The organism is Streptomyces sp. NPDC097619 (assembly GCF_040302735.1).
Taxonomy (GTDB): domain Bacteria; phylum Actinomycetota; class Actinomycetes; order Streptomycetales; family Streptomycetaceae; genus Streptomyces.
Genome location: NZ_JBEOSD010000001.1, coordinates 1 through 23,926, shown reverse-complemented (window position 1 = coordinate 23,926; position 23,926 = coordinate 1). Strand labels below are relative to the sequence as shown.

The 23,926-nt window shown below is 74.9% G+C and carries 10 protein-coding genes; 9 read left to right on the top strand and 1 reads right to left on the bottom strand.

From position 1 onward, the window contains the following. Positions 1-102: 102 nt before the first annotated feature. The 4 genes from ABTZ17_RS00050 (at position 103) to ABTZ17_RS00035 (ending at position 15,920) form a co-directional block, all read left to right on the top strand. Positions 103-1,161, top strand: coding sequence for an iron-siderophore ABC transporter substrate-binding protein (locus ABTZ17_RS00050; protein ID WP_352193195.1), 1,059 nt, complete (start codon positions 103-105; stop codon positions 1,159-1,161). 2 nt (positions 1,162-1,163) lie between these two features. Then, on the top strand, positions 1,164-2,975 hold the full coding sequence (locus ABTZ17_RS00045; protein ID WP_352193194.1) for an ABC transporter ATP-binding protein: 1,812 nt from the start codon (positions 1,164-1,166) through the stop codon (positions 2,973-2,975). 62 nt (positions 2,976-3,037) lie between these two features. Beyond that, a complete protein-coding gene (locus tag ABTZ17_RS00040; protein WP_352193193.1) occupies positions 3,038-14,131 on the top strand; it encodes a non-ribosomal peptide synthetase in 11,094 nt (3,697 codons plus the stop codon). Between the two features lie 169 nt (positions 14,132-14,300). After that, positions 14,301-15,920 (top strand): ABC transporter ATP-binding protein, encoded by a 1,620-nt coding sequence (locus tag ABTZ17_RS00035; RefSeq protein WP_352193300.1) that lies wholly within the window; start codon positions 14,301-14,303, stop codon positions 15,918-15,920. A 137-nt stretch (positions 15,921-16,057) separates the two neighbouring features. On the opposite strand, the gene ABTZ17_RS00030 is transcribed toward ABTZ17_RS00035, so the two are convergent. Next, positions 16,058-17,239 (bottom strand): alpha/beta hydrolase-fold protein, encoded by a 1,182-nt coding sequence (locus ABTZ17_RS00030; RefSeq protein WP_352193192.1) that lies wholly within the window; start codon positions 17,237-17,239, stop codon positions 16,058-16,060. A 183-nt stretch (positions 17,240-17,422) separates the two neighbouring features. Between ABTZ17_RS00030 and ABTZ17_RS00025 the strand changes: the two genes are divergently transcribed. The 5 genes from ABTZ17_RS00025 (at position 17,423) to ABTZ17_RS00005 (ending at position 23,842) form a co-directional block, all read left to right on the top strand. Beyond that, positions 17,423-17,638, top strand: coding sequence for an MbtH family protein (locus tag ABTZ17_RS00025; RefSeq protein WP_352193191.1), 216 nt, complete (start codon positions 17,423-17,425; stop codon positions 17,636-17,638). A 146-nt stretch (positions 17,639-17,784) separates the two neighbouring features. Then, positions 17,785-19,368, top strand: a complete 1,584-nt coding sequence (locus tag ABTZ17_RS00020) for an amidohydrolase (RefSeq protein WP_352193299.1) — start codon at positions 17,785-17,787, stop codon at positions 19,366-19,368. Positions 19,369-19,812: 444 nt separating this feature from the next. Continuing rightward, complete coding sequence (locus ABTZ17_RS00015) at positions 19,813-20,967, top strand: IMP dehydrogenase (RefSeq protein WP_352193190.1); 1,155 nt, start codon at positions 19,813-19,815, stop codon at positions 20,965-20,967. A gap of 656 nt (positions 20,968-21,623) precedes the next feature. Further along, the gene (locus ABTZ17_RS00010) at positions 21,624-23,462 is read left to right on the top strand and encodes an ABC-F family ATP-binding cassette domain-containing protein (protein WP_352193189.1); all 1,839 of its coding nucleotides are present in this window, start codon (positions 21,624-21,626) and stop codon (positions 23,460-23,462) included. A 173-nt stretch (positions 23,463-23,635) separates the two neighbouring features. Then, positions 23,636-23,842 (top strand): hypothetical protein, encoded by a 207-nt coding sequence (locus ABTZ17_RS00005; protein WP_352193188.1) that lies wholly within the window; start codon positions 23,636-23,638, stop codon positions 23,840-23,842. Positions 23,843-23,926 lie beyond the last annotated feature (84 nt).

Here is a 23,926-nt window from a genome sequence, read left to right as displayed (position 1 = left end):
TTAGTTGGCGGCGATATGGTTTGGCTGCTCACGGGGCTGTTGTGCCAGAACACCCCACATGAGCGAAATGCACTGGCTGGCGCGAATGCAAAGGGATTGCGGATGCTTCTCCGACGAACGGTACGTACGGGCCCCGCGCGCAGGACGGCCCTGGTCGCCGCCGTGGCACTGGCCGGCGCCCTGCTGACCGGATGCGGCGACGACGCGGCCGACAAGGCCGAGGACAAGAAGGACACCGGCACCCCGCCCGCCACCAGCGGCGCGTTCCCCGTCACCGTGGACCACTTCTTCGGCTCCACGAAGGTCGACAAGGCACCCCAGCGGGTGGTCTCCGTCGGCTACACCGACGATCAGGCCGTCCTCGCCCTCGGCACCAAGCCCGTCGGCATGGTCGACCAGTACCCCAACCCGCCCGGCACCAGCCCCGACATCAACACCCAGTGGCCCTGGGTCAAGGACAAGTGGGGCGACGCCAAGCCCGAGGTCGTCATGAGCAACGGCGACTCCGGCCCCAACTACGAGAAGATCGCCGCCCTGCGCCCCGACCTGATCGTCGCCGTCTACTCCGAGATCGACCAGGCCGCCTACGACAAGCTCTCCAAGATCGCGCCGACGGTCGGCCGCACCAAGGCCGAGAAGGAGCCCTTCAGCGCCCCCTGGCAGGACAACGCCGTCCACATCGCCAAGGCCCTCGGCAAGGAGAAGGAGGGCACCGCCCTCGTCCAGGGCATCCAGGACAAGCTCGACGCCGCGAAGGCCGCGCACCCCGAGTTCGCGAACCAGACCGCCGTCGCCCTGTCCTGGTACAAGAACGCCGCCGCGCCCTTCACCACCACCGACGTCCGCGGCCGCCTCGTGACCGGCATCGGCTTCAAGGGCCAGACCGAGATCGACAAGATCGCCGGCGGCAAGTTCTACACTACGCTCTCCCCCGAGCGCATGGACCTCCTCGACGTCGACCGCCTCTTCGTCATCAACGACAAGGCCGACATCGAGGCCATCAAGAAGTCCGAGCTCTTCACCAACCTCGACGCCGTCAAGAAGGGCAAGGTCTCCTACCTCCTCGACAGCGAGGGCCCTGCGGTCGGCGCCGCCATGTCCCAGGGCACCCTGCTCTCCCTGCCCTACGCCATCGACGAACTCGTGAAGTCGGTCCGGTAACAGTGACCGGCACCGCCACCGACCCCGCCCCCGACGTCCTCCGCACCACCACCGGACGCGAGGCCGCCCGCTGGGTCACCGCACACTGCCGGGAAACCCCCTGGCTGACCTCCGCCACCGTGTTCACCACGGTGGCGGGGGCCGCCCTCCAGGTCCTCCCGGTCCTCCTCCTCGGCCGCATCGTCGACGCCGTCGTCGACGGCGGCCCCCGCTCCGTCCTCGTCACCACCGGGGCCCTGATGGTCGCCGCCGCCCTCCTCGGCGCCGCCGCCACCGCCGCCTCCACCTACCTGATCGGCCGCCTCGGCGCCGACCTGCTGGCCCGGCTCCGCGAGGGCGCCGTCCGCGCCGTCCTCGGCATGCCCAGCGCCCGCGTGGAACAGGTCGGCCGCGGCGACGTCCTCTCCCGCGTCGGCGACGACGTCGCCGTCCTCTCCAAGGGCATCCGCAGCGCCGTCCCCACCGTCTTCTCCGCCGGCGTCCTCGTCGTCATCGCCACCCTCGGCATGTTCGGACTGGACTGGCGCCTCGGCCTCGCCGGCGCGGGCGCCCTGCCCGCCTACGCCCTCGCCCTGCGCTGGTACCTGCCCCGCTCCGCCCCCCTCTACCGCAAGCAGCGCGCCGCCCAGGCCGACCGCGCCCAGGCCCTCATCAGCGGCCTCAACGGCATCGGCACCGTCCGCGCCTACCGCCTCGAAGGCGCCGTCCGGGAAAAGGTCTCCACCGAGTCCTGGCGGGTCCGCGAGCTCGGCATCGAGGTCTTCCGGCTCTTCGGCCGCTTCGTCGGCCGCGAGAACCGCGCCGAGTTCATCGGCCTCGTCCTCATCCTCCTCGTCGGCTACGCCCTCCTGGAGACCGGCTCGGCCACCCTCGGCGAGGTCTCCGCCGCCCCGCTCCTCTTCCACCGCCTCTTCACCCCGCTCGGCTCCATCATGTTCACCTTCGACGAGGCCCAGAAGTCCGGCGCCAGCCTCACCCGCCTCGTCGGCGTCCTCCAGGAGCCCTCCGAGGAACGCCTCGTCGGCACCCCCGACGCCCGACAGGACCAGCGGGAGACGGCCGCCGCCCCCGCACCCGAACCCCTCGGGGTCATCGTCCGCGGACTCACCTTCACCTACCCCGGAGGCGAGGAACCCGTCCTCGAGGACGTGGACCTCACCATCCCCGCGGGCGGCTCCCTCGCCCTCGTCGGCGCCACCGGCGCCGGCAAGTCCACCCTCGCCGCCCTCGTCGCCGGCACCGGCCGCCCCCAGTCCGGCACCGTCCGCATCGGCGGCACCGACCTCGCCGACCTCGACGAAGCCGGCGCCCGCGCCCTCGTCAGCATCCTCACCCAGGAGACCCACGTCTTCTCCGGGCCGCTGTCCGAGGACCTCCGCCTCGCCGCCCCGCACGCCGACGACACCGCACTGCGCGTCGCCCTGGCCACCGTCGGCGCCGACGGCTGGGCCGAAGCCCTCCCCGAAGGCATCGACACCCCCGTCGGCGAAGGCGGCGACCGCCTCGACGTCACCAAGGAAGCCCAGATCGCCCTCGCCCGACTCGTCCTCGGCCGCGCCCCCGTCGTCGTCCTCGACGAATCCACCGCCGAAGCGGGCAGCGAAGGCGCCGCCGAACTCGAACGGGCCGTCCTCGCCGCCTGCGCCGGACGCACCACCCTCTTCGTCGCCCACCGCCTCACCCAGGCCATGGCCGCCGACCGGATCGCCGTCCTCGACGCCGGCCGCGTGGTCGAACAGGGCACCCACGAGGAACTCGTCGCCCTCGGCGGCCGCTACGCCCGACTCTGGCGGGCCTGGCGCGAGGGCAGCTGACCCCACCCACCCGGACACCGGGTACCCCGACACCGTGAAACCGAAAGGGCGTTGAGTACTCCATGACGGATCCGACCGCTCGTCCCGTGCGGCTGTCCGCCCCCCGGCTGGCCGCCGCGCACCGACGCACCGGAGGCCACTCCGACCGGGCCCTCACCGAAGCCTGCGCCCTCGCGCTCGCCTACTGGGCCCACGGCCGCAGCCCCGCCGGCATGGAACTCACCGACACCACCCGGTTCACCGAACTCCTCGGCCGCACCCGCCCCGAAGGCACCACCGACGGCTGGGAACTCACCCCCGACGGCCTCGGCATCACCGTCCCCGCCGGGGTCACCACCGAAGAGGCCCAGGCCGCCCTCGACGACCTCGCCGACTTCCCCGACCGCACCCTCGGCACCATCGCCCCCACCGGCGCCGCCGAACGCCTCGCCCAGCTCGCCGCGTGGAACGACACCGACGCCGACCGCATCCGCCCCACCCTCGTCGAACTCTTCCGCGAACAGGCCCGCAAGCGCCCCGACGCCATCGCGATCACCGACGAACACCGCACCCTCACCTACGCCCAGGCCGCCGAACTCTCCGCCCAGCTCGCCCACACCCTCCTCGACCGCGGCATCACCGCCGAACAGGTCGTCGGGATCTCCCTGGAACGCTCCGCCGACCTCGTCATCGGGCTCCTCGGCGTCCTCCAGGCCGGCGCCGCCTTCGTCCCCCTCGACCCGGCCTGGCCCGCCGCCCGCCGCGCCGTCGTCATCGAGGACGCCCGCGTCGCCCTCCAACTCGACGCCACCGGCGGCCCCCGCACCGGCGAACCCGACGCCGTCCCCGTCGACCTCGCCGCCTGGGCCCACACCGACCGACCCGGCCACGCCCCCGACGTCACCGTCCCCGGCGCCGCCCTCGCCTACGTCATCTTCACCTCCGGCACCACCGGCCGCCCCAAGGGCGCCATGATCCGCCACGAGGCCATCAGCGAACGCCTGCTCTGGCAGTCCGCCGAGATCCTCGGCTTCGGCACCGACGACGCCTCCCTCTTCAAGGCCCCCCTGTCCTTCGACATCTCCATCAACGAGATCTTCCTGCCGCTGGTCTGCGGCGGTCGCCTCGTCGTCCTGCGCCCCGGCGGCGAACGCGACCCCCACCACCTCCTCTCCGTCATCGCCGACCAGCGCGTCACCTTCACCTACCTGGTCTCCTCGATGCTCGACGTCCTCCTGGAGATCAACGCCGACTCCGACCGCCTCGACAGCCTCCGCCACGTCTGGTGTGGCGGCGAGGTCCTCACCCCCGAGCTGTTCGAACGGTTCCGCACCCGCCTCGGCATCCCGCTCTACCACGGCTACGGCCCCGCCGAGACCACCATCGGCGTCTCCCACGTCGTCTACCGCGACACCGCCGAACGCCTCTCCACCTCCATAGGCAAGGCCAACCCCAACACCCGGCTGTACGTACTCGACGAGGAACTCCGCCCCGTCCCCACCGGCGTCGGCGGGGAACTGTACGTCGGCGGCTTCCTCCTCGGCCGCGGCTACGCCGGCGCCCCCGGCCTCACCGCCTCCCGGTTCGTCGCCGACCCCTTCGCCGCGGACGGCTCCCGCCTCTACCGCACCGGAGACCTCGCCCGCTACGCCCCCGACGGCTCCCTCGACTTCCTCGGCCGCGTGGACAACCAGGTCAAGGTCCGCGGCATGCGCCTGGAACTCGAAGACGTCGAGGCCGGACTCGCCGAACACCCCGGCATCCGCCACACCTGCGTCGTCGCCCGCAAGAACCCCGCCGGCACCACCCAGCTCCACGGCTACGTCATCCCCGCCGCCGGCCACGAGCACCTGACGGAGGAACAGGTCCGCGCCTGGGCCGCCGACCACCTCGTCGAGTACATGGTGCCCGCCCGCATCGTCGTCACCGACGCCTTCCCCCTCAACGCCAACGGCAAGACCGACCGCGGCGCCCTCCCCGAACCGCCGCCGCTGCCCGGCGCCCACCGCGCCCCCGCCACCGAGGCCGAACGCCTCGTCTGCGCCGCCGCCGCCGGCGTCCTCGGCCTGGAGGACACCGGCCCCGACCAGGACTTCTTCCAGCTCGGCGGCGACAGCATCCTCGCCATCTCCCTGCTCAGCGGCCTCCGCTCGGCCGGCCTGCACGTCACCGCCCGCCAGGTCTTCACCCACACCGTCCTCGGCGACCTCGCCGCCGTCGCGGGCACCGAGGACCCCGCCGGCACCGACCACGCCGACACCCCCACCGGCACCGTCACCGGCTCGCCCGTGCTGCGCTGGCTCGGCGAGACCACCGACGCCGTCGACGGCTTCGTCCAGTCCGTCGTCCTCAACACCCCCGACACCCTCACCGAGGACACCCTCACCACCCTCCTCGACGCCCTCACCGCCCACCACCCCGTCCTCCGCGCCCGCCTGCTCCGCGGCGACGCCTGGGGCTTCGAGATCCCCGCCGCCGACCAGGCCGGCGCGGCCGCCGGCTGGGAACGCAGCGACGACCCCCTCGACGTGTGCACGGCCCGCGCCACCGCCGCCCTCGACCCCGACCGCGGCCACATGCTGCGCGCCGTCTGGCGCCCCGCCCACCGCCAACTCGTCCTCGTCGCCCACCACGTCACCGTGGACGGAGTCTCCTGGCGGATCCTCCGCGAGGACCTCGCCACCGCCTGGCAGCAGCTCACCGCCGGGGAGGAGATCCGCCTGCCCGCCGCGGGCACCTCCTTCCGCCGCTGGACCCAACTCCTCGAACAGGCCGACTTCACCGCCGACCTGCCCGCCCTCCGGCAGCCCCTGCCCGGCCCCGACGCCCTCCTGGGCCGCCGCGCCCTCACCCCTGAGGACACCGTCGCCCGGGAACGCACCGCCACCGTCACCCTCGACGCCGACGCCACCGCCGCCCTCCTCGGCACCGTTCCCGCCCGCTTCCACGCCGGCGCCAACGACGTCCTCCTCACCGCCCTCGCCGTCGCCCTCGCCCGGCTCCGCCGCGACCTCGGCCAGGACCAGACCTTCGCCCACGTCGAACTGGAGGGCCACGGCCGTGAGGCCCGCCACCTCGCCGCCGGCGCCGGCTTCGAGCCCGACCTCGCCCGCACCGTCGGCTGGTTCACCACCCTCTTCCCCGTCACCGTCGACCCCGGCACCGCCGACGCCGACGGCCCCGACGCCCCCGCCCGCCTGACCGCCGCCCTCAAGGCCGTCAAGGAGGACCTGGCCCGCACCCCCCGCAACGGCCTCTCCCACGGGGTGCTCCACCACCTCCACGGCGCCGTCGACCCCCGACCCGCCCCCCAGATCCTCTTCAACTACCTCGGCCGCTTCGACGCCGGAGCCGCGGGCGACTGGGAACTCAGCGGCAGCACCGACCAACTCGGCGAACGCCGCGACCCCCGGATGCGCCTGCCGCGCGCCCTGGAGTTCAACGCCATCGCCGAACCCTCCGCCGACGGCGCCTACGAGCTCGTCACCACCGTCTCCTGGCCCGACGGCGTCTTCACCGACGACGACATCAGCACCCTCACCGACCACTACCGGGCCGCCCTCACCGCCCTCGCCGCCCTCGACACCGGCGGCCACACCCCCAGCGACTTCCCGCTCGTGCCCCTCAGCCAGGCCGACGTGGACGCCCTCGACACCCCCGCCCTCCGCGAGGTCCTGCCCCTCACCCCGCTCCAGGAGGGCCTGTACTTCCACTCCGTCTACGACGAGGACTCCGCCGCCACCTACGTGGAACAGCAGCTCCTCACCCTCGAAGGCGAGGCCGACCCCGAGCGCCTGCGCGCCGCCGCCGGCCGCCTGCTGGTCCGCCACCCCAACCTCGCCGCCCGGTTCACCGCCCTCGGCGACGGCCGCGTGGTCTCCGTCCTCGACGGTGGACTCCAGGCCCCCTTCACCGTCCTCGACCGACCCGGCCTCACCGAGGAAGCCCTCCGCGAACTCGCCGAGTCCGACCGGCGCCTCGGCTTCGACCTCGCCACCGGCCCCCTCATGCGGTACACCCTGGTCCGCACCGGCCCCCAGCGCAGCGTCCTCGTGCAGACCGTCCACCACATCATCGCCGACGGCTGGTCCGTACCCCCCATGCTGAAGGCCCTCCTCGCCGAGTACCACGCCCCCGGCAGCTCCCGCCCCACCACCGGCTACACCGAGTACGTCCGCTGGCTCGCCGCCCGCGACGCCGCCGAGAGCGACCGGGTCTGGGCCGCCGAACTCGCCGGACTCCCCGGCCCCTCCCTCGTCGCCCCCGGACACACCCCCTCCGGCCGGTTCGCCGACACCGCAGTGGACGCCGACCCCGGCACCGAGACCGCCGCCCGCGCCGCCGGCGTGCCCCTCTCCGCCGCCGTCCACACCGCCTGGGCCCTCACCCTCGCCGGCCTCCTGCCCGGCCGCGACCTCGTCTTCGGCTCCACCGTCTCCGGCCGCGACGCCGACCTCCCCGGCATCGCCGACATGGTCGGACTCTTCATCAACACCGTTCCCGTCCGCGTCCGTTGGGCCCCCGGCACCACCGGCGCCGAACTCCTCGCCGCCGTCCGCGCCCACCAGGGCGCCGTCCTGCCCCACCAGCACGTCTCCCTGGCCCGCACCGCCCGCCACGCCGGCACCGGCCCCCTCTTCGACACCCTCGTCGTCTTCGACCTCGCCACCGACCCCGCCGAACTCCGCACCCCCGGCGACACCCTGCGCATCACCCGCATCACCAACGAGGGCGCCCCGCACTACCCCCTCACCCTCGTCGTGGAACGCACCGCCGAGGGCCACCCCCGCTTCAACCTCATCCACGACACCGCCCTCCTCGGCCACGCCGGCGCCCGCACCCTCCTGGAGACCTTCGACCGCGCCCTCACCGGCCTCCTCACCCGGCCCGAGACCCCCGCCGAGGAACTGACCGCCCGCGACTCCCGGCCCTGGCCCCTCGAACCCGCCACCCTGCACGGCCTGTTCGACGCCGCCGCCGACCGCGACCCGGCCGCCACGGCCCTCACCCAGTGCGCCCTCGACGGCACCACCCGCTCCCTCACCTACGGCGCCCTCGCCACCGCCAAGAACGGACTCGCCGGCGTGCTCCGCGCCGCCGGCGTCGGTCCCGGCACCCGCGTCGCCGTGGCCGTACCGCCCTCCCTGGAGCAGGTCACCGCCCTCCTCGCGATCGTCACCGCCGGCGGCGCCTACGTGCCCCTGGACCCGGCCCACCCCGACGACCGCCTGGCGTACGTCCTCGCCGACTCCGCCCCGCAGGCCGTCCTCGTCGACCCCGGACAGCGCGACCGCTTCACCGCCCTCCTGGACCGCGTCGGCAGCACCGCCCGCGTCCTCGTCCAAGGCGAACCCGAAGGCGGGCACGAGGGCGGACCCGAAGGCGAGCGCGAAGCCGCCCGCCACCACCGACCCGCAGCCGACGACACCCCGACCCCGGCCGCCCCGGCCGCCGCGGACTGGCGCGACCCCGCCTACGTCATCTACACCTCCGGCTCCACCGGTCGCCCCAAGGGCGTCGTCGTCCCGCACTCCGCCGTGGTCGCCCTCCTCGACCGCACCCGCCCCGCCATGGACTTCGGCCCCCGGGACGTCTGGGTCCAGTTCCACTCCTACGCCTTCGACTTCGCCGTCTGGGAACTGTGGGGCGCCCTCGTCCACGGCGCGGAACTCCTCCTCCCCGAGTACGCCCTGACCCGTTCCCCGGTGGACTTCCACCGCCTGGTCCGCGAACGCGGCGTCACCGTCCTCAACCAGACCCCCTCCGCCTTCCACCAGTTCGCCGAGGCCGACCGGATCGCCCCCGCCCCCGCCGCCGCGCTGCGCCGCGTCGTCTTCGGCGGCGAGGCCCTCGACCCCGTCCGGCTCCGCGACTGGGCCCGCCGACACGGCACCGACCGGCCCGAACTCGTCAACATGTACGGCATCACCGAGACCACCGTGCACGTCACCCACCGCGTCCTCACCGACGAGGACCTGGCCCGCGAGGGCGCCAGCCCCATCGGCGGACCCATCCCCGGCCTGCGCACCCACGTCCTCGACGGGAACCTGCGCCCCGTCCCGCCCGGCGTCACCGGCTCCGTGTACGTCTCCGGGGACCAGCTGTCCCTCGGCTACCTGGGCCGGACCGCGCTGACCGCCTCCCGGTTCGTCGCCGACCCCTTCGCCGCCGACGGCTCCCGGATGTACCACACCGGAGACCTGGCCCGCCGCACCCTCGACGGCGGCCTGGAGTTCGTGGGCCGCGCCGACGACCAGGTGCAGCTGAAGGGCTTCCGGATCGAACCCGGCGAGGTCGAGACCGCGCTGCGCGCGATCGACGGCATCACCGACGCGGCCGTCACGGTCGCCGCCACCGCCGACCACCTGGTGGCCCACCTGGTGGGGGAGGCCCCCGCCGACCTGGCCGCCCGCCTGGCCGCCACGCTCCCCGCCCACATGGTGCCCGCCCGCACCCTGACCGTCGCCGCCCTGCCGCTGACCGTCAACGGCAAACTGGACCGCCGGGCCCTGGCCGACGAGGCCGCCCGCACGGAGCACGAATCCGGCACCGGCCCCGCGTCCGCCGCCGGCGGCGCCTCCGCGGCGGCGGCCCTGACCGCCCTCACCGGGGTCTTCGCCGACACCCTGACCGGCGCCGGCACCGGTACGGACCTCACCGTCGACGCCGACACCGACTTCTTCCGCGCCGGCGGCGACAGCATCCTCGCCATCACCCTCGTCAACCGGGCCCGCGCCCTCGGCCTGCCCGTCGCCCCCCGCGACGTGTTCCTCCTGCGCACCCCCCGCGCCCTCGCCGCCCACCTCGCGGACCGCGCACCCCGCCCGACGGACACCCCCGCGAAGACCCCCGAACGCGCCGACGGCCCCCTGCCCGCCACCCCGATCGTGCTGCGCCAACGCGCCCTCGGCGGCTCCCTCGCCCGCTTCGCCCAGGCCCGCGCCCTCACCCTGCCCGAGGGCACCACCCCCGAGGCCGTGGCCCGCGCCGCGGCCGCCCTGGTCGCCCGCCACCCCGCGCTCCGGCTCCGCCTGGACACCGCCCACGGCGTGTGGAGCCTCGCCACCCTTCCCGAGGCCGAGACGGAGCCCGCGAGCACCCTGCTCCACCCGGACACCACCGACCCCTCACGGGCCGCCGAGGAAGCCACCGACCGGCTCGACCCCGCCACCGGACGCGTCATCGCCTTCAGCCTGCTCGCGGACGCCCGCACCCTCGTGGTCACCGCCCACCACCTCGCCGTGGACGCCGTCTCCTGGCTGATCCTCCTCGACGACCTCGACACCACCCTCGGCGGCGGCACCCCCGCCCCGCAGACCACCCCCTACGCCGAGTACGCCGAAGCCCTCACCCTCGGCGCCACACACCTCACCGACGGCCTCGACCACTGGCTCCACACCCTCCAGGCACCCCCGCTGCTCCCCGCACCGCACCCGGCCCCCGACACCGCGCCCACCGGCGCCGCGGCCGCCGCCGGCCCCTGGGAGACCACCGCACTGCGGATCCGCACCACCGTCCTCGCCCCCGCCACCGCCGACCTCCTCACCCGCACCGCCCCCGACACCCTCGGCACCGGCATCACCGAGCTGCTGTGCGGCGCCCTGCGCACCGCCCTCACCCGGATCCGCCCCACCCCCGCCGACCTCGCCGTCGACCTCGAACGGCACGGCCGCTTCCCCGCCCTGCCCCACCACGACTACAGCCGCACCACCGGCTGGTTCACCGCCATCGCCCCCGTCCGCCTCGGCCCGCACACCGACCCCGTGGCCGCCGCCCGCGAGGTCACCGAGCGCCGCCCGGACGAGGCCGCGCACGTGGCCTACGGACAGCTTCGGCACCTGCACCCGCAGACCGCCCCGCTGCTGGCCGCCGCCCCGCACCCGCAGGTCCTCTTCAACTACCTGGGCCGCGGGGACGAATCGGAGGTCCCGCGGATCGCCCCCGCCGCCGACGGCCCGCTCAGCCCCTACGCCGTCGAGGTCAACGCCTGGACGGACGCCGCCACCGGCGCCCTGCACGCCGAGTTCACCCTCGCCGACGGCATCCCCGACGCCCTCACCGACCACTGGACCGACGCCCTCGAAGAACTCGCCTCGGCCGCCGCCACCACCGAACGCAGCGCCCCCGTCACCCCGCTCCAGCGCGGCCTGTACTTCCAGGCCCAGCTCACCGGACCGGCCGGGCACTACGTCGCGCAGAGCTGGTTCACCTTCGACCGGCGCCTCGACCCCGACGCCCTCGCCGAGGCCATGGCCTGGGTCATCGACCGGCACCCCGTCGTCGGCGCCGGCTTCGGCACCGACCCCGAGGGCAACCCGGTCCAGCTCCTCGCCGGCGACCGCCGCCCCGAGGTCCGCGTCCTCACCCCCGACACCACGGCCGAGGTCGAGGAGTTCCTCGCCCGGGACCGCGACACCGGCTTCGACCCGGCCGCACCCCCGCTGATCCGCCTCACCGTGGTCCGCCTCCCCGAGGGCGGCGACGGGCTCCTCCTCAGCTACCACCTGCTGCTGTGGGACGGCTGGTCCCGCGAGACCGTCCTGCGCGACCTCTTCGAGGCCTACCGGGCCGCCCTCGCCGGCGAACTCACCCCGGCCGCCCCGGCCCTGCCCCGCTTCGAGGACCACGCCCGCGCCCTCGCCGCCCGCGACCCCCGCCCCGCCCAGGAGTTCTGGAAGGACCACCTCGGCGGACTCACCGGCCCCACCCTCCTCGCCGGACCCGCCCCCGTCTTCCCCGAGGGCCTGCCCGGCACCCTGCTGCACACCCTCACCGCCGAGGAGTCCGAGCTGCTGCGCACGGCCGCCCGCACCCACGGCGTCACCCTCAACACCCTGCTCACCGGCGCCTTCGGCCTGCTCCTCGCCGCCCGCACCGGCCGCACCGACGCCGTCTTCGGCGTCACCGTCTCAGGCCGTGAGGGCGACGGCCTCGCCGACATGGTCGGCGTGCTCCTCAACACCGTCCCCCAGTGGACCCGCGCCCGCGCCGACCAGAGCCCCGCGGACTACCTCACGGCCGTCCAGGACGCCCGGACCGCCGCCATGGACCACGAACACCTCGGCCTCGGCGAGATCCAGCGGGCCGGCGGCCACGACGCCCTCTTCGACAACCTCTTCGTCCTCCAGAACTTCCTCGACCTCGACGCCTTCGCCGCGATGAACGCCCGCCACGGCATCACCTCCGTCCGCGCCGAGGACTCCACGCACTACCCCTTCACCTGGGTCGTCACCCCCGGCGAACGCCTCACCGTCAAACTGGAGCACCGCGACCACGACACCCCGTCCGCCCGCCGCCTCCTCGACGACTACCTAGCCACCCTCGGGCACCTCGCCCGCGCCACCGGCCCCCTCGGCGCCCTCCCCGGCCTCGCCGGACGCCCCGAACCCGGCCCCGTCACCCCCATCGGCACCGACACCGTCGTCGACCGCTTCGACCTGGCCGCCGACCGCCACCCCGACCGCACCGCCCTCGTGGCCGACGGCGCCACCATGACCTTCGCCGAACTCCGCGACCGCAGCCGCGCCCTCGCCGGAGTCCTCGCCGCCCGCGGCACCGGACCCGGCTCCACCGTCGGCATCGCCGTCCCCCGCTCCCTCGACTCCATCACCGCCCTCTTCGCCGTCCTGCGCACCGGCGCCGCGTACGTCCCCCTGGAGCTGGACCACCCCGACGAGCGGATCGCCGCCATCACCGCGGACGCCCGCCCCGAGGCCGTCCTCACCACCAGCGCCGTAGCCCCCCGCCTCACCGGCGACCTGATCCTCCTGGACCGGCCGCTCCCCGAGGCCCCGCCCCTCACCACCTTCACCCCCGAGGACCCCGACCGGCTCCGCCACCCCGCCTACGTCATCTACACCTCCGGCTCCACCGGCCGCCCCAAGGGCGTGGTCACCGAGTACGCGGGCCTCACCAACATGCTGATCAACCACCAGCGCCGGATCTTCGAACCCGTCCTCGCCGAACACGGCCACCGCACCTTCCGCATCGCGCACACGGTGTCCTTCGCCTTCGACATGTCCTGGGAAGAACTCCTCTGGCTCGCCGACGGCCACGAGGTCCACGTCTGCGACGAGGAACTCCGCCGCGACGCCCCGCGCCTCGTCCGCTACTGCCTCGACCACCGCGTCGACGTGATCAACGTGACGCCCACCTACGCCCAGCAACTCCTCGCCGAGGGCCTCCTCGACGACCCCGACCACCGGCCCCCGCTCGTCCTCCTCGGCGGCGAGGCCGTCACCCCCAGCCTGTGGCAGCGCCTCGCCGACACCGAGGGCACCGTCGGCTACAACCTGTACGGCCCCACCGAGTACACCATCAACACCCTCGGCGTCGGCACCTTCGAATGCCCCGACCCCGTCGTCGGCGTCGCCATCGACAACACCGACGTCCACGTCCTCGACCCCTGGCTGCGCCCCCTGCCCGACGGGGTCCCCGGCGAGCTGTACGTCACCGGCATCGGCATCGCCCGCGGCTACCTCGGACAGTCCGCCCAGACCGCCGACCGCTTCGTGGCCTGCCCCTTCGGCGAGCCCGGCAGCCGCATGTACCGCACCGGCGACCTGGTCCTCCGCCGACCCGACGGCAACCTCGTCTACCTCGGCCGCACCGACCAGCAGGTCAAGATCCGCGGCCACCGGGTCGAACTCGGCGAGGTCGAGGCCGCGTTCGCCGCGCACCCCGCCGTCCGCTTCGTCGCCGCCGTCGCCCAACCGGACCCGCAGGTCGACGGAGCCCACCGACTGGCCGCCTACCTCGTCCTCGAAGACGGCGACCTCGCCGAGGTCGCCGCCGAGGTCGGCGCCGCCCTCCCGGACTTCCTGCGCCCCAGCCACTACGCGCGGGTCGACGCCATCCCCCTGACCGTCAACGGCAAGGCCGACACCAAGGCCCTGCCCGAGGCCCGCCCCCTCGGCGCCCTCACCACCGCCGGGGAACGCGCCCCGGAGACCGAGACCGAGCTCGTGGTCCGCGACTGCTTCGCCGAAGCCCTCGACCTCGACGAGGACGAGGTCAGCGCCACGGGCGACTTCGTGGCCCTGGGCGGCCACTCCATGCTCGCCGTACGACTGGTGGGTCTGATCCGCCGCGAGTACGGTCCTGTCCTCACCATCCGCGACCTGTTCACCCTCCGCACCCCCGAAGCGATTGCCCGGCACCTCGATGACCAGTCCTGACACCCGGCCGTCCGGTACGGCCGCCCCCGACGACCGGACCGCCCCCGGCACCCCAGCCGCCCCCGGCTCCCAGACCGGCGACGGCCGGGAGCCCGGCGGCGAACGCCCCGACGACGCGAGCTCCGGCCCCGCGATCCTGCGCACGGCCCTGCGCCGCAACCTCGGCGCCATGGCCGCGGGCACCCTCCTCATGGGCCTCTACCAGGCCGGGGAGACCGCCTTCCCGATCGCCCTCGGCATGATCGTCGAGCACACCATGCAGGACCGCAGCCCCGGCGCCCTGGCCCTGTCCGTGGCCGCCCTGGCCGTGATCATCACGACGGTGTCCCTGTCGTGGCGGTTCGGCATGCGCGTCCTCCAGAAGGCCAACACCACCGAGGCGCACCGCTGGCGGGTCCGGGTCGCCGACCACGGGCTCCAGCCCGTCGCCCGCGACATGGACCTCAAATCCGGCGAGGTCCTCACCATCGCCACCGAGGACGCCGACCAGACCGCCGACATCATCGAGGTGGTGCCGCTGCTGATCAGCTCCCTGGTGGCGGTCGTCGTCGCCGCCGTCGCGCTGGGCCTGGCGGACCTGCGGCTCGGCCTGCTCGTCATCGTCGGCACCGTCGCGATCCTGTCGGTGCTCAGCGTCATGTCGAAGACCATCGGCTCCCGCACCAAGGAGCAGCAGGCCCGCGTGGCCCGCGCCGGAGCCAAGGTCGCCGACCTCATCAGCGGACTGCGCCCCCTGCACGGCTTCGGCGGCAACCACGCCGCCTTCGGCTCCTACCGCAGGGTCAGCGGCGAGGCCCGGCAGCAGGCCGTCACCGTCGCCGCCGCCAACGGCGCCTACGCGGGCACCGCCCTCGCCCTCAACGCCGTCCTCGCCGCGGCCGTCACCCTCACCGCGGGCTGGCTGGCCTTCGAGGGCCGCATCACCATCGGCGAACTCGTCATGGCCGTCGGCCTCGCGCAGTTCATCATGGAACCGCTGCGGCTGTTCTCGGAGATGCCCAAGTACGTGATGATGGCCCGCGCCTCCGCCGAGCGGATGGCCCTGGTCACCGCCGCCCCGCCGGTCGCGGAGCCGGGCACCGGGCGGCCCGGCACCGGCGGACTGGAGGTGGACGGGGTCCACCACGGCACCCTGCGCGGACTCAAGTTCCACGTCGCGCCGGGCGAGTTCGTGGCCCTGGCCGCGTACCGGCCGCGCGCCGCCGCCGACCTCGCCGCCGTCCTCGCCGTCCAGGTCCCGCCCCAGGAGTACGAGGGCGTGGTCCGGGTCGGCGGGCAACCCATCGCCGAGCTGTCCGTGGAGGCCGTCCGCGCACACCTCCTCGTCAACCCCTCCCAGGCCGAGATCTTCGCCGGCACCCTCCGCAGCAACATCGACCCGGCCGGCACCGGCACCGCCGTGGAAGAAGCCGTGGCCGCCTCCATGCTCACGGACGTGGTGGCCCTGCACCGGGAGGGACTGGACTACGGGGTCCGCGACCGCGGCGCCAACCTCTCCGGCGGCCAGCGGCAGCGCCTCTCCCTGGCCCGCGCCCTCGCCGCCGACAGCGAGATCCTGGTCCTGCACGATCCGACCACCGCGGTGGACGCCGTCACCGAGCAGCTCATCGCCCGCCAGGTGGCCGAACTGCGCCGGGGCCGCACCACCCTGGTGATCACCAGCAGCCCCGCCCTTCTCGACGCCGCGGACCGGGTGCTCGTGGTGGACGAGGGCATCGTCACCGCCGAGGACACCCACCGCAACCTCCTCGCCGCCGACCCGGAGTACACGCGGGCGGTGGCGCGGTAGGGGAGCGGGGGCGCCCGCGGATCGCGAACACGGCCGTGGGGCCGTCGGGTGTCCCCGCCCGACGGCCCCACGGCCGTTCCGTGCCCCGCACGCCCCTCGTACCCGCGCCGCCGTCTCGCCCCGGCGCGGGGGCGGGCTCAGCCCAGCGCCCAGGCCACGTCCCGCAGCAGGGCGTGCCGCCAGCCCGCCCGGTCGTGCCCGGAGGGCGAGCGCGAGACCCGTACGGCCGCCCCGGCCCGCTCCGTCAGCGTCTCGGTCAGCTCGCAGTGCGGCAGCATCCGCGGCTCGTGCTCGCCCACGTCGAAGGCGATGCGCAGCCCCGACAGGTCCGCCCCCGCCCGCAGTCGTTCGGCGAGCGCCCCGCCCACCGGGCCGCCCAGCGGGTCCGGCCGGCTCGTGGCCCCCGGCGCCCACCAGAAGGAACCCGACTGGCAGGCCACCCGGGACACCAGGTCCGGGAACTCCAGCGCCGCGTACAGGGCGCTGAGCCCGCCCAGGCTCTGCCCGGCCACCACCAGCCGCTCCGGATCGCAGGGCACCCCCGATTCGGCGATCAGCGGCAGCAGTTCGGTGCGGACGGCCTCCCACAGCGCCGGTCGGCAGCCGAACTCGCCCTCCCGGTCCCCGGAGGGCAGGAACACCAGGGTGACCGGCTCCAGCGCCCCGTCGGCCACGGCCGCTTCGAAGGCGGTGACGGCCGGGTGGAGGTACAGCCAGTCGTCCCCGTCGAGGAGGAGGACCAGGGGCCCGCCGCCGCCCACCGCCTGTACCCGGACGGTCCGCCGGCCGCCGAGCGCGACGGAGGTCCAGCGGATCCGGGTCCGCGGTACCGGCAGCACGTCCTCGGGGCCGAGCAGGGGCCAGTACGGCTGCGGGGGAGCGTCCGGGGTGGCCAGGAGGGAGCGGTCCCCGCCCGCGCCGGCCGGGTTGAGGGGGTCGGCGTGGCCCTCGCGGCCGCCGTACCCGTCCGTCGGCCCGGATCCGTCGGTGGGCCCGTCCTCGCCGGCGGTCAGGAAGCGGTAGGTGACCCGCAGTCGGGCGGGCATCGGCACTTCCGCGTACCAGCAGTCCGTACCCGCCAGGTGCCCGAGCGGCACCGGCTCCGACCAGCTCTCGAACTCGATCACCGGACGGTCCGCGGAGGACCCCCGCCACAGGAAGAGGGTGCTCCAGCCCGCCCCGTCCCGGACGGACACGGGCCCGCCGACGGCGGCCCAGAAGGCCGCGCCGCCCGGTTCGGCGCCCGGTCCGGCGGGTAGGCCGTAGCGGGCGAACGGGGCCGTGGCGTCGGCGACTTGCTCGGGCCGGGGAGTGGTCATGGGCGGTCCTCCCGCTCGGTCGGCAGGGGCATGGAGGTCTCCTTGTGGGGTGCGCGGGGAAGGGGTTAAGCTCGACATGGTTAGGCGAGCCTAACCTAATGGACTCGATCGGCACCGCGGATTCCCCCGGAACCCGCCCCGGCACGGAGCAGGCCGACCACCGGCCGCGAGGAGGCACCGCACGTGAGCAACACCAACCCCTTCGACGACACCGAAGGCCGTTTCCTGGTCCTCGTCAACGAAGAGGGCCAGCACTCCCTGTGGCCCGCCTTCGCCGAGGTGCCCGGAGGCTGGACCACCGTCTTCGGCGAGGCCGACCGGGCCGCCTGTCTGGAGTACGTGGAGACCCACTGGACCGACCTGCGTCCCCGCTCCCTCACCCCGGCCGCGGAGGGCTGAGTCCGGTCGCCGTACCGGCCCCGCCGATCGGCCCCGGCCGCACCCGCCCCGCCCCTTCCGACGACCCGCCGCGGACACCCGGCCGCCCGCGCCCCGGCGGCGTACGGGCCCGGGTGCCGCCGCCCGACCTCCAGGACGCCGCCACGATGCTCTGCACCCGGCTGACGAACGCCCGCTTCCTCACCATGGACCCCGCCCGGCCCGTCGCCCGCGAACTGGGCATCTGGCAGGGCCGGATCGTCGGAGTCGACGAGGAGGTGGCGGGGCTCCCGGCCCGCGAGACCGTCGACCTCCAGGGCGCCACCGTGCTCCCCGGCTTCATCGACGCCCACGTCCACCTCGCCTGGACCGGCTTCAAACAGCTGACCCCCAGCATCGCCGGCAGCACGAGCCCCACCGAGGCCCTGGCCCGCGTCGCGGACGCCGTCACCCGCGCCGAGAAGGACGGGGCGGGCCCCGGCAGCTGGGTCAGCATCGCCGGCTACGACCAGCGGGCGCTCGGCCGGCACCTCACCGCCGCCGAACTCGACACCGTCAGCCGCGGCCGCCTCCTCTACCTCCTCCACGAGTCCGGACACGGCTGCGCCGTCAACACCGCCGTCCTCGACCTCCTCCCCGCGGACCTCCCCCACGAGAACGGCTTCCTCGCCGAGGGCGCCATGGGCGCCGCCCGCGCCCTCCGCCTGCCCTACTCCCAACGGGAACTCGCCGAAGCCATTGGCCGCGCCGCCCGCACCTGCGTCTCCGAGGGCGTCACCGGCTGCGCCGAAGCCGGCATCGGCGGCATCCTCTTCGGCCACACCCCCGTCGAACTCGGCGCCTACCAACTCGCCCGCGAACAGGGCCTGCTGCCCCTGCGCGTCCAACTCATGGTCTCCGCCGACCGCCTCGGCCCCGTCGCCGCCCACGCCGACGACGGCATCCCGCGCGCCCTCGACCTCGGCCTGCGCACCGGCTTCGGCGACGACCGGCTCTCCATCGGCGCCCTCAAGGTGTTCACCGACGGCGGCATGATGGCCCGCACGGCCGCCCTCACCACCCCCTACGAGGGCCTCGACCACGCCGGACAGCTCCAGGACGACCCCGAGACCCTCACCCGGACCATCGTCGACGGCCACCTCGCGGGCTGGCAGCTCGCCGTCCACGCCATCGGGGACCGCGCCGCCGACGTCGCCCTCGACGCCATCGAACGGGCCCAGCGCCTCCGGCCCCGCCCCGAGGCCCGCCACCGGATCGAACACGCCGGCCTGATCCGCCCCGACCAGCTCCCGCGGTTCGCGGAGCTCGGCGTCACCGCCGTCGTCCAGCCCAGTTTCCTCCGCTACTTCGGCGACGACTACGCGGCCATCATGGGCCCCGACCGCGCCCCCTGGCTGTACCGCGGCCGCGCCTTCCTCGACCACGGCGTGCCCCTCGTCGGCAGCTCCGACCGCCCCGTCACCGAAGGCTCCCCGCTGCGCGCCGTCCAGTTCATGGTCGAGCGCGCCTCCGAGTCCGGCACCCTGATCGGGCCCGAGGAGGCGATCTCCGTCCAGCAGGCCCTGCACGCCTACACCGTGGCCGGCTCCCGCGCCTGCCACTGGGACGGCACCGCCGGCACCCTCACCGCCGGCAAGCACGCCGACCTGGCCGTCCTCGGCGACGACCCCACCCGCGTGGACCCCTCCCGCATCGGCGACATCAAGGTCGTCGCCACCTACGTGGCCGGCAAGCCGGTCCACCAGGGCTGACGGCGGCCCCGGGCCCCACACCCCGTCCCGGCCGGCTCGGCGGTCGGCGCGGTCCCCGTCGTCCTCGCGCTCCCCGCCGTCCGGAACCGTCAAGTCCGGTCGGTGGGACAGGGGTTGGCGGGCCGCGAACCCGCCCGGTCGCAGGCCCGCCAACCGCCGGACGGACGCTCGGGCGGACGGGTCGGGCGGAGCCGGTGCGATAAGATCACTCATGGCGCAATGGAAGTCAGTGCCTGTGCAGCACCGTGCGAAGGATCCGGGGCTGCGAGGCCCCCACCGGTCCGCCCGCGCGCGTGAGCACCGCTCCGCCGGGTCCGCCCGCTCCGACGGACCGTCGGAGCGCCCCTTCCCCCAGCGCGCCCCCGGCCGGGCACCGGTCCGCACCGCCCGAACGAGCCCCGCCGGTCCACCGCCGACCGGCCCCGGGGCTCCCCGCTGGAGACGATGTTGAAGATCCTGCCCGAGATTTCCCGCACCCTCAGCGAATACCTCCTCCTCCCCGGCCTGACCACCGAGGACTGCACCCCGGACCGCGTGGACCTGGGGGCGCCCCTGGTACGACACCGGAACGGCGAGGAACCGGCCCTCCGGATCGCCCTCCCCCTGGTGAGCGCCATCATGCAGGCGGTGTCCTCCCCGACCCTGGCGGTGGCCCTGGCCCGAGCCGGCGGACTGTCCTTCGTCCACCAGAACCAGCGGGTCGAGGACCAGGCCGCCGACGTACGGGCCGTCAAGCGCCACGGCGCCGAAGCCGCCACCTCGCCCCACGCCTCGCTCGACCCCGCGGGGCGACTGCGGGTCGGCGCCGGCATCAACTCCCGTGACTTCGCGGACCGCGTGCCCGCCCTGGCGGAGGCAGGAGCGGACCTCCTCTGCCTGGACTCCTCCGACGGCTACTCCGTCCACCAGGCCCGGACCCTCGCCCACGCCCGGGAGACCTACGGGGAGGCCCTCCCCGTCGGAGCCGGCAACGTCGTCGACGGCCGGGCCTTCCGCTACCTGGCCGACGCGGGCGCCGCATTCGTCAAGGTCGGCATCGGCGGCGGCGCCATCTGCACCACCCGCGCCCAGAAGGGCATCGGCCGCGGCCAGGCCTCCGCGCTGATCGACGTGGTCCGCGCGCGAGACGCGTACGCGCAGGAGACCGGCACCTACGTCCCCCTGTGCTGCGACGGCGGCCTCCTCGACGACGCGCACATGACGATGGCCCTGGCCATGGGCGCGGACTTCATCATGCTCGGCCGCTACTTCGCCCGACTCGACGAGAGCCCCAACCCGAAGGTGGAGCTCGACGGCCGCTGGTACAAGGAGTACTGGGGCGAGGGCTCGCGCCGCGCCCAGAACGCGGCCCGGTACGGCCAGCGCGGCCGGATGGTCTTCGAGGAGGGCGTCGACGGCTACGTCCCCTACGCGGGCGGCCTGCCCGAGGCGGTGGCCCGGACCCGCGCCAAGATCACCTCCACGATGATCAGTTGCGGCTCCACCACCCTCCGGGACTTCCACCGCGACGCCGTCCTCGTCCCGGTCTCCGCGGAATCCTTCAAACAGACCGGCGCCGAAGTCCGCCTCCGCCGGCCGGCCCTCACCCCGGGCGGCTGACAACCGCCGGCGGCCCCACTCCCGGGCACCGGGGCGCGCGAGCACGGGGCCGCCGCCGGACCACGGCGCGGCGACGCCGGCAGGCCCGGCGTAAGGTCCCGCTCACCCCCTTCCCTTTCGCTCCACCGTGTGGTTGCTGTGGTGGGACTGAGCGGGACCGGAAGGGGGCGGGTGGGGTGAGCGGGAAAACCGGGTGAGTGGGGGTGGGGGTCCGGTTAGGGTGGGGGTATGTGCAGGCATTACTTCTTTCTCTGAGAGCCGGGACCGGGAACGGACCGGACGGTTCTGCGCGTCCGCGGGTGAGGCCCGTGGGCGGCGGTGGGGTGCCATGTCACGCCGCGCGTTGTGGGGTCACATGTCACCGTGCAAGGTGATCGCCTCCTGAGCGGCGGCCTCGCGCCCCGGACAGTCCTCGGCCGACGGCACCGTGGTGTCGCCTCGCGGCCTCGTCTGCTGTGGGGTGTCACGGTGCAGTGTGCTGTGTGACCCTGCAACGTCACCGCGCGCGCACGCACCGGGTGTGCCCTCACCCTGGCGCCCGCGCGCGCCGACCGACTGGTCCGCGTTCCCCACGACATGCCCCCCGAGCCCTTCGCGGTCCCACGCGCTCCCCGTCCCGCACGGGGGCCGGCCGCCCCATGTCAGGGAAGACGATCATGCGCGCACGCGCCCACCACACGCACTCCACGTCCGCCGCGACGGAATCACCCACACCTACCCCCGCCCCCGCCCCGGGTCCGTCCCCGGCCGCTCCCACCTCCGCGACGGATCCCTCCCGCTCCGGGGGCCGGTTCCAGCTCTCCGTCCGGGGCCTGTCCAAGGACTTCGGGGCGCGCCGCGTCCTGGAGCGGGTGTCCTTCACCGTCCGTCCCGGCGAAGACGTGGCCTTCGTCGGGGAGAACGGGTCCGGGAAGTCCACCCTGGTCCGGATCCTCGCCGGCCTCGACCTCCCCGACGAGGGCGAGGTCATCCGGCACGCCCCCGGCGGCACCGCGCACCTCGCACAGGTGTCACCCCTGCCCCCCACTGCCACCGTCCAGGACGCCATCGACGCCGACCTGGCCGTGCTCCGCTCCCTGGAACGCGCCCTCCGCGCGGCGGAAGAGCGCCTCGCCACCGCCGACGAGGCCGCCCTCGCCCACTACGGCGAACTCCTGGAGACCTTCGCCGCCCGCGGCGGCTACGAAGCCGACGCCCAGGTGGACGCGGCCCTCGACGGCCTCGGCATCGCGGGCATCGGCCGCGAGCGTCCCCTCGGCACCCTCTCCGGCGGCGAACGTTCCCGCCTCGCCCTCGCCGGGGCCCTGTCCGCCGGCGCGGAACTCCTCCTCCTCGACGAACCCACGAACCACCTCGACGCCGACGCCGTCACCTGGCTGGGCCGCCGCCTCGCCGCCCACCGCGGCACCGTCGTCCTGGTCACCCACGACCGTGCCTTCCTCCGGGACTACGCCCGTACCGTCCTCGAAGTGGACGCCGACTCCCGGACCGTGCGCCGCTACGGGGACGGCTGGGAGGGCTACCGCACCGCCCGCGCTGCCGAGCGCCGTCGCCTCGCCCAGGAACACCGCGAGTGGCAGGAGGAGACCGCCCGCGCCGAAGCCCTCGTGGAGCGGGCCGGAACCCGGCTCGCCGGCACCGGCAAGGACCCCGGCCAGGGCTTCGGCAAGCACCGTCGTTCCTCCGAGGCCAAGCTCTCCGGCCGGGTCCGGGCCGCCCGTGCCCGTCTCGACGAACTCCGCGCCCACCCCGTGCCCCCGCCCCCGGAACCCCTCCGCTTCACCGCCGCCTTCGGCACGGTCCGCGGCGGATCCGCCCCGGGTGCCTCCGCCCCCTCCGACGCCCCCGCCCCCTCGGGCCCCGGCACGCCCGCACCCCCCACACCCTCCACACCGCCCGCGGCGGCCACGCCCCCCGTGGTCGAGGTGCTGGGGGCCGTGGTCGGGGACCGGCTGCGGGTCCCCGAGCTCCGCCTGCCGCCCGGTGGCCGGTTGCTCGTCTCCGGGCCCAATGGTGCCGGGAAGACCACTCTGCTGAGGTTGCTCGCGGGCGTCGCCCGCCCCGACTCCGGGCAGGTACGGCTGCGCACCCCCGTCGGCTACCTCCCGCAGGAACCGCCGCCGCTGCCCGACACTCCCGGCGCGACCCTGCTCACCCTGTACGCCGAGGGTCGCCCCGGCACCCGCGAGGAACACGCCGAAGCGCTCCTCGCCACCGGCCTGTTCCGTGCCGCGGACCTGACGGCGCCCGCCGCCGGGCTCTCGGCCGGGCAGCGCCGTCGCGCCGAACTCGCCCGCCTGGTCGCCCGACCCGCCGGACTCCTCGTCCTCGACGAGCCGACGAACCACCTCTCCCCGGCCCTCACCGACGAGTTCCAGGAGGCACTGCGCCACTACTCCGGCGCCGTCGTCCTCGTCACCCACGACCGCGTGCTCCGGGAGGAGTTCCGCGGCGACCGGCTGCACCTGGTCGCGGGGCGCCCCACCGGCCCCTGACCTGCGGGCGGGTGGAGGACCGCCGGCCCCGGGAGACCAAGCTCTGGACTCGCTCAAATCGGGTTCCGGACCCCGGGTCCGGCGGGCATCGTGCTCCCACGGGCGCTCGACCGGGCCCCGACCCCCGCGGAACGACCGTCCGCGGGACCGACCGTACCTCCAGGGGGAACCCCATGTCCGTAGTCCTGCTCGTGGCCGTCGTGATCGTGCTCGCGGTGCTCTCCGGCGTCTCCAGTGGCGCCGCCGGTGTCCTCGGCGGCACGAAGAAGCGGAAGAGCGGTGCCTCTTGGTTCCTCGGCGGAGACGGGGGCAGCGGCGGAGGCGGTGGCTTCGGTTGTGGCGGAGGCTCGTCCTCCTGCGGCGGTGGCGGCGGGGACTGACCCCCCTGACGGGGCCCCGGTGACCCCTGAGGGTGACGGGGGGACCCCGGGGGAACCGGATCCGGGCCCGCTCCGTCCCATCCG

Coding starts and splice junctions, on each gene's coding strand:
- ABTZ17_RS00010 (WP_352193189.1), top strand. CDS start 21,624: ATGCGCGCACGCGCCCACCACACGCACTCCACGTCCGCCGCGACGGAA.
- ABTZ17_RS00035 (WP_352193300.1), top strand. CDS start 14,301: ATGGCCGCGGGCACCCTCCTCATGGGCCTCTACCAGGCCGGGGAGACC.
- ABTZ17_RS00015 (WP_352193190.1), top strand. CDS start 19,813: ATGTTGAAGATCCTGCCCGAGATTTCCCGCACCCTCAGCGAATACCTC.
- ABTZ17_RS00020 (WP_352193299.1), top strand. CDS start 17,785: ATGCTCTGCACCCGGCTGACGAACGCCCGCTTCCTCACCATGGACCCC.
- ABTZ17_RS00030 (WP_352193192.1), bottom strand. CDS start 17,239: ATGACCACTCCCCGGCCCGAGCAAGTCGCCGACGCCACGGCCCCGTTC.
- ABTZ17_RS00005 (WP_352193188.1), top strand. CDS start 23,636: ATGTCCGTAGTCCTGCTCGTGGCCGTCGTGATCGTGCTCGCGGTGCTC.
- ABTZ17_RS00050 (WP_352193195.1), top strand. CDS start 103: ATGCTTCTCCGACGAACGGTACGTACGGGCCCCGCGCGCAGGACGGCC.
- ABTZ17_RS00040 (WP_352193193.1), top strand. CDS start 3,038: ATGACGGATCCGACCGCTCGTCCCGTGCGGCTGTCCGCCCCCCGGCTG.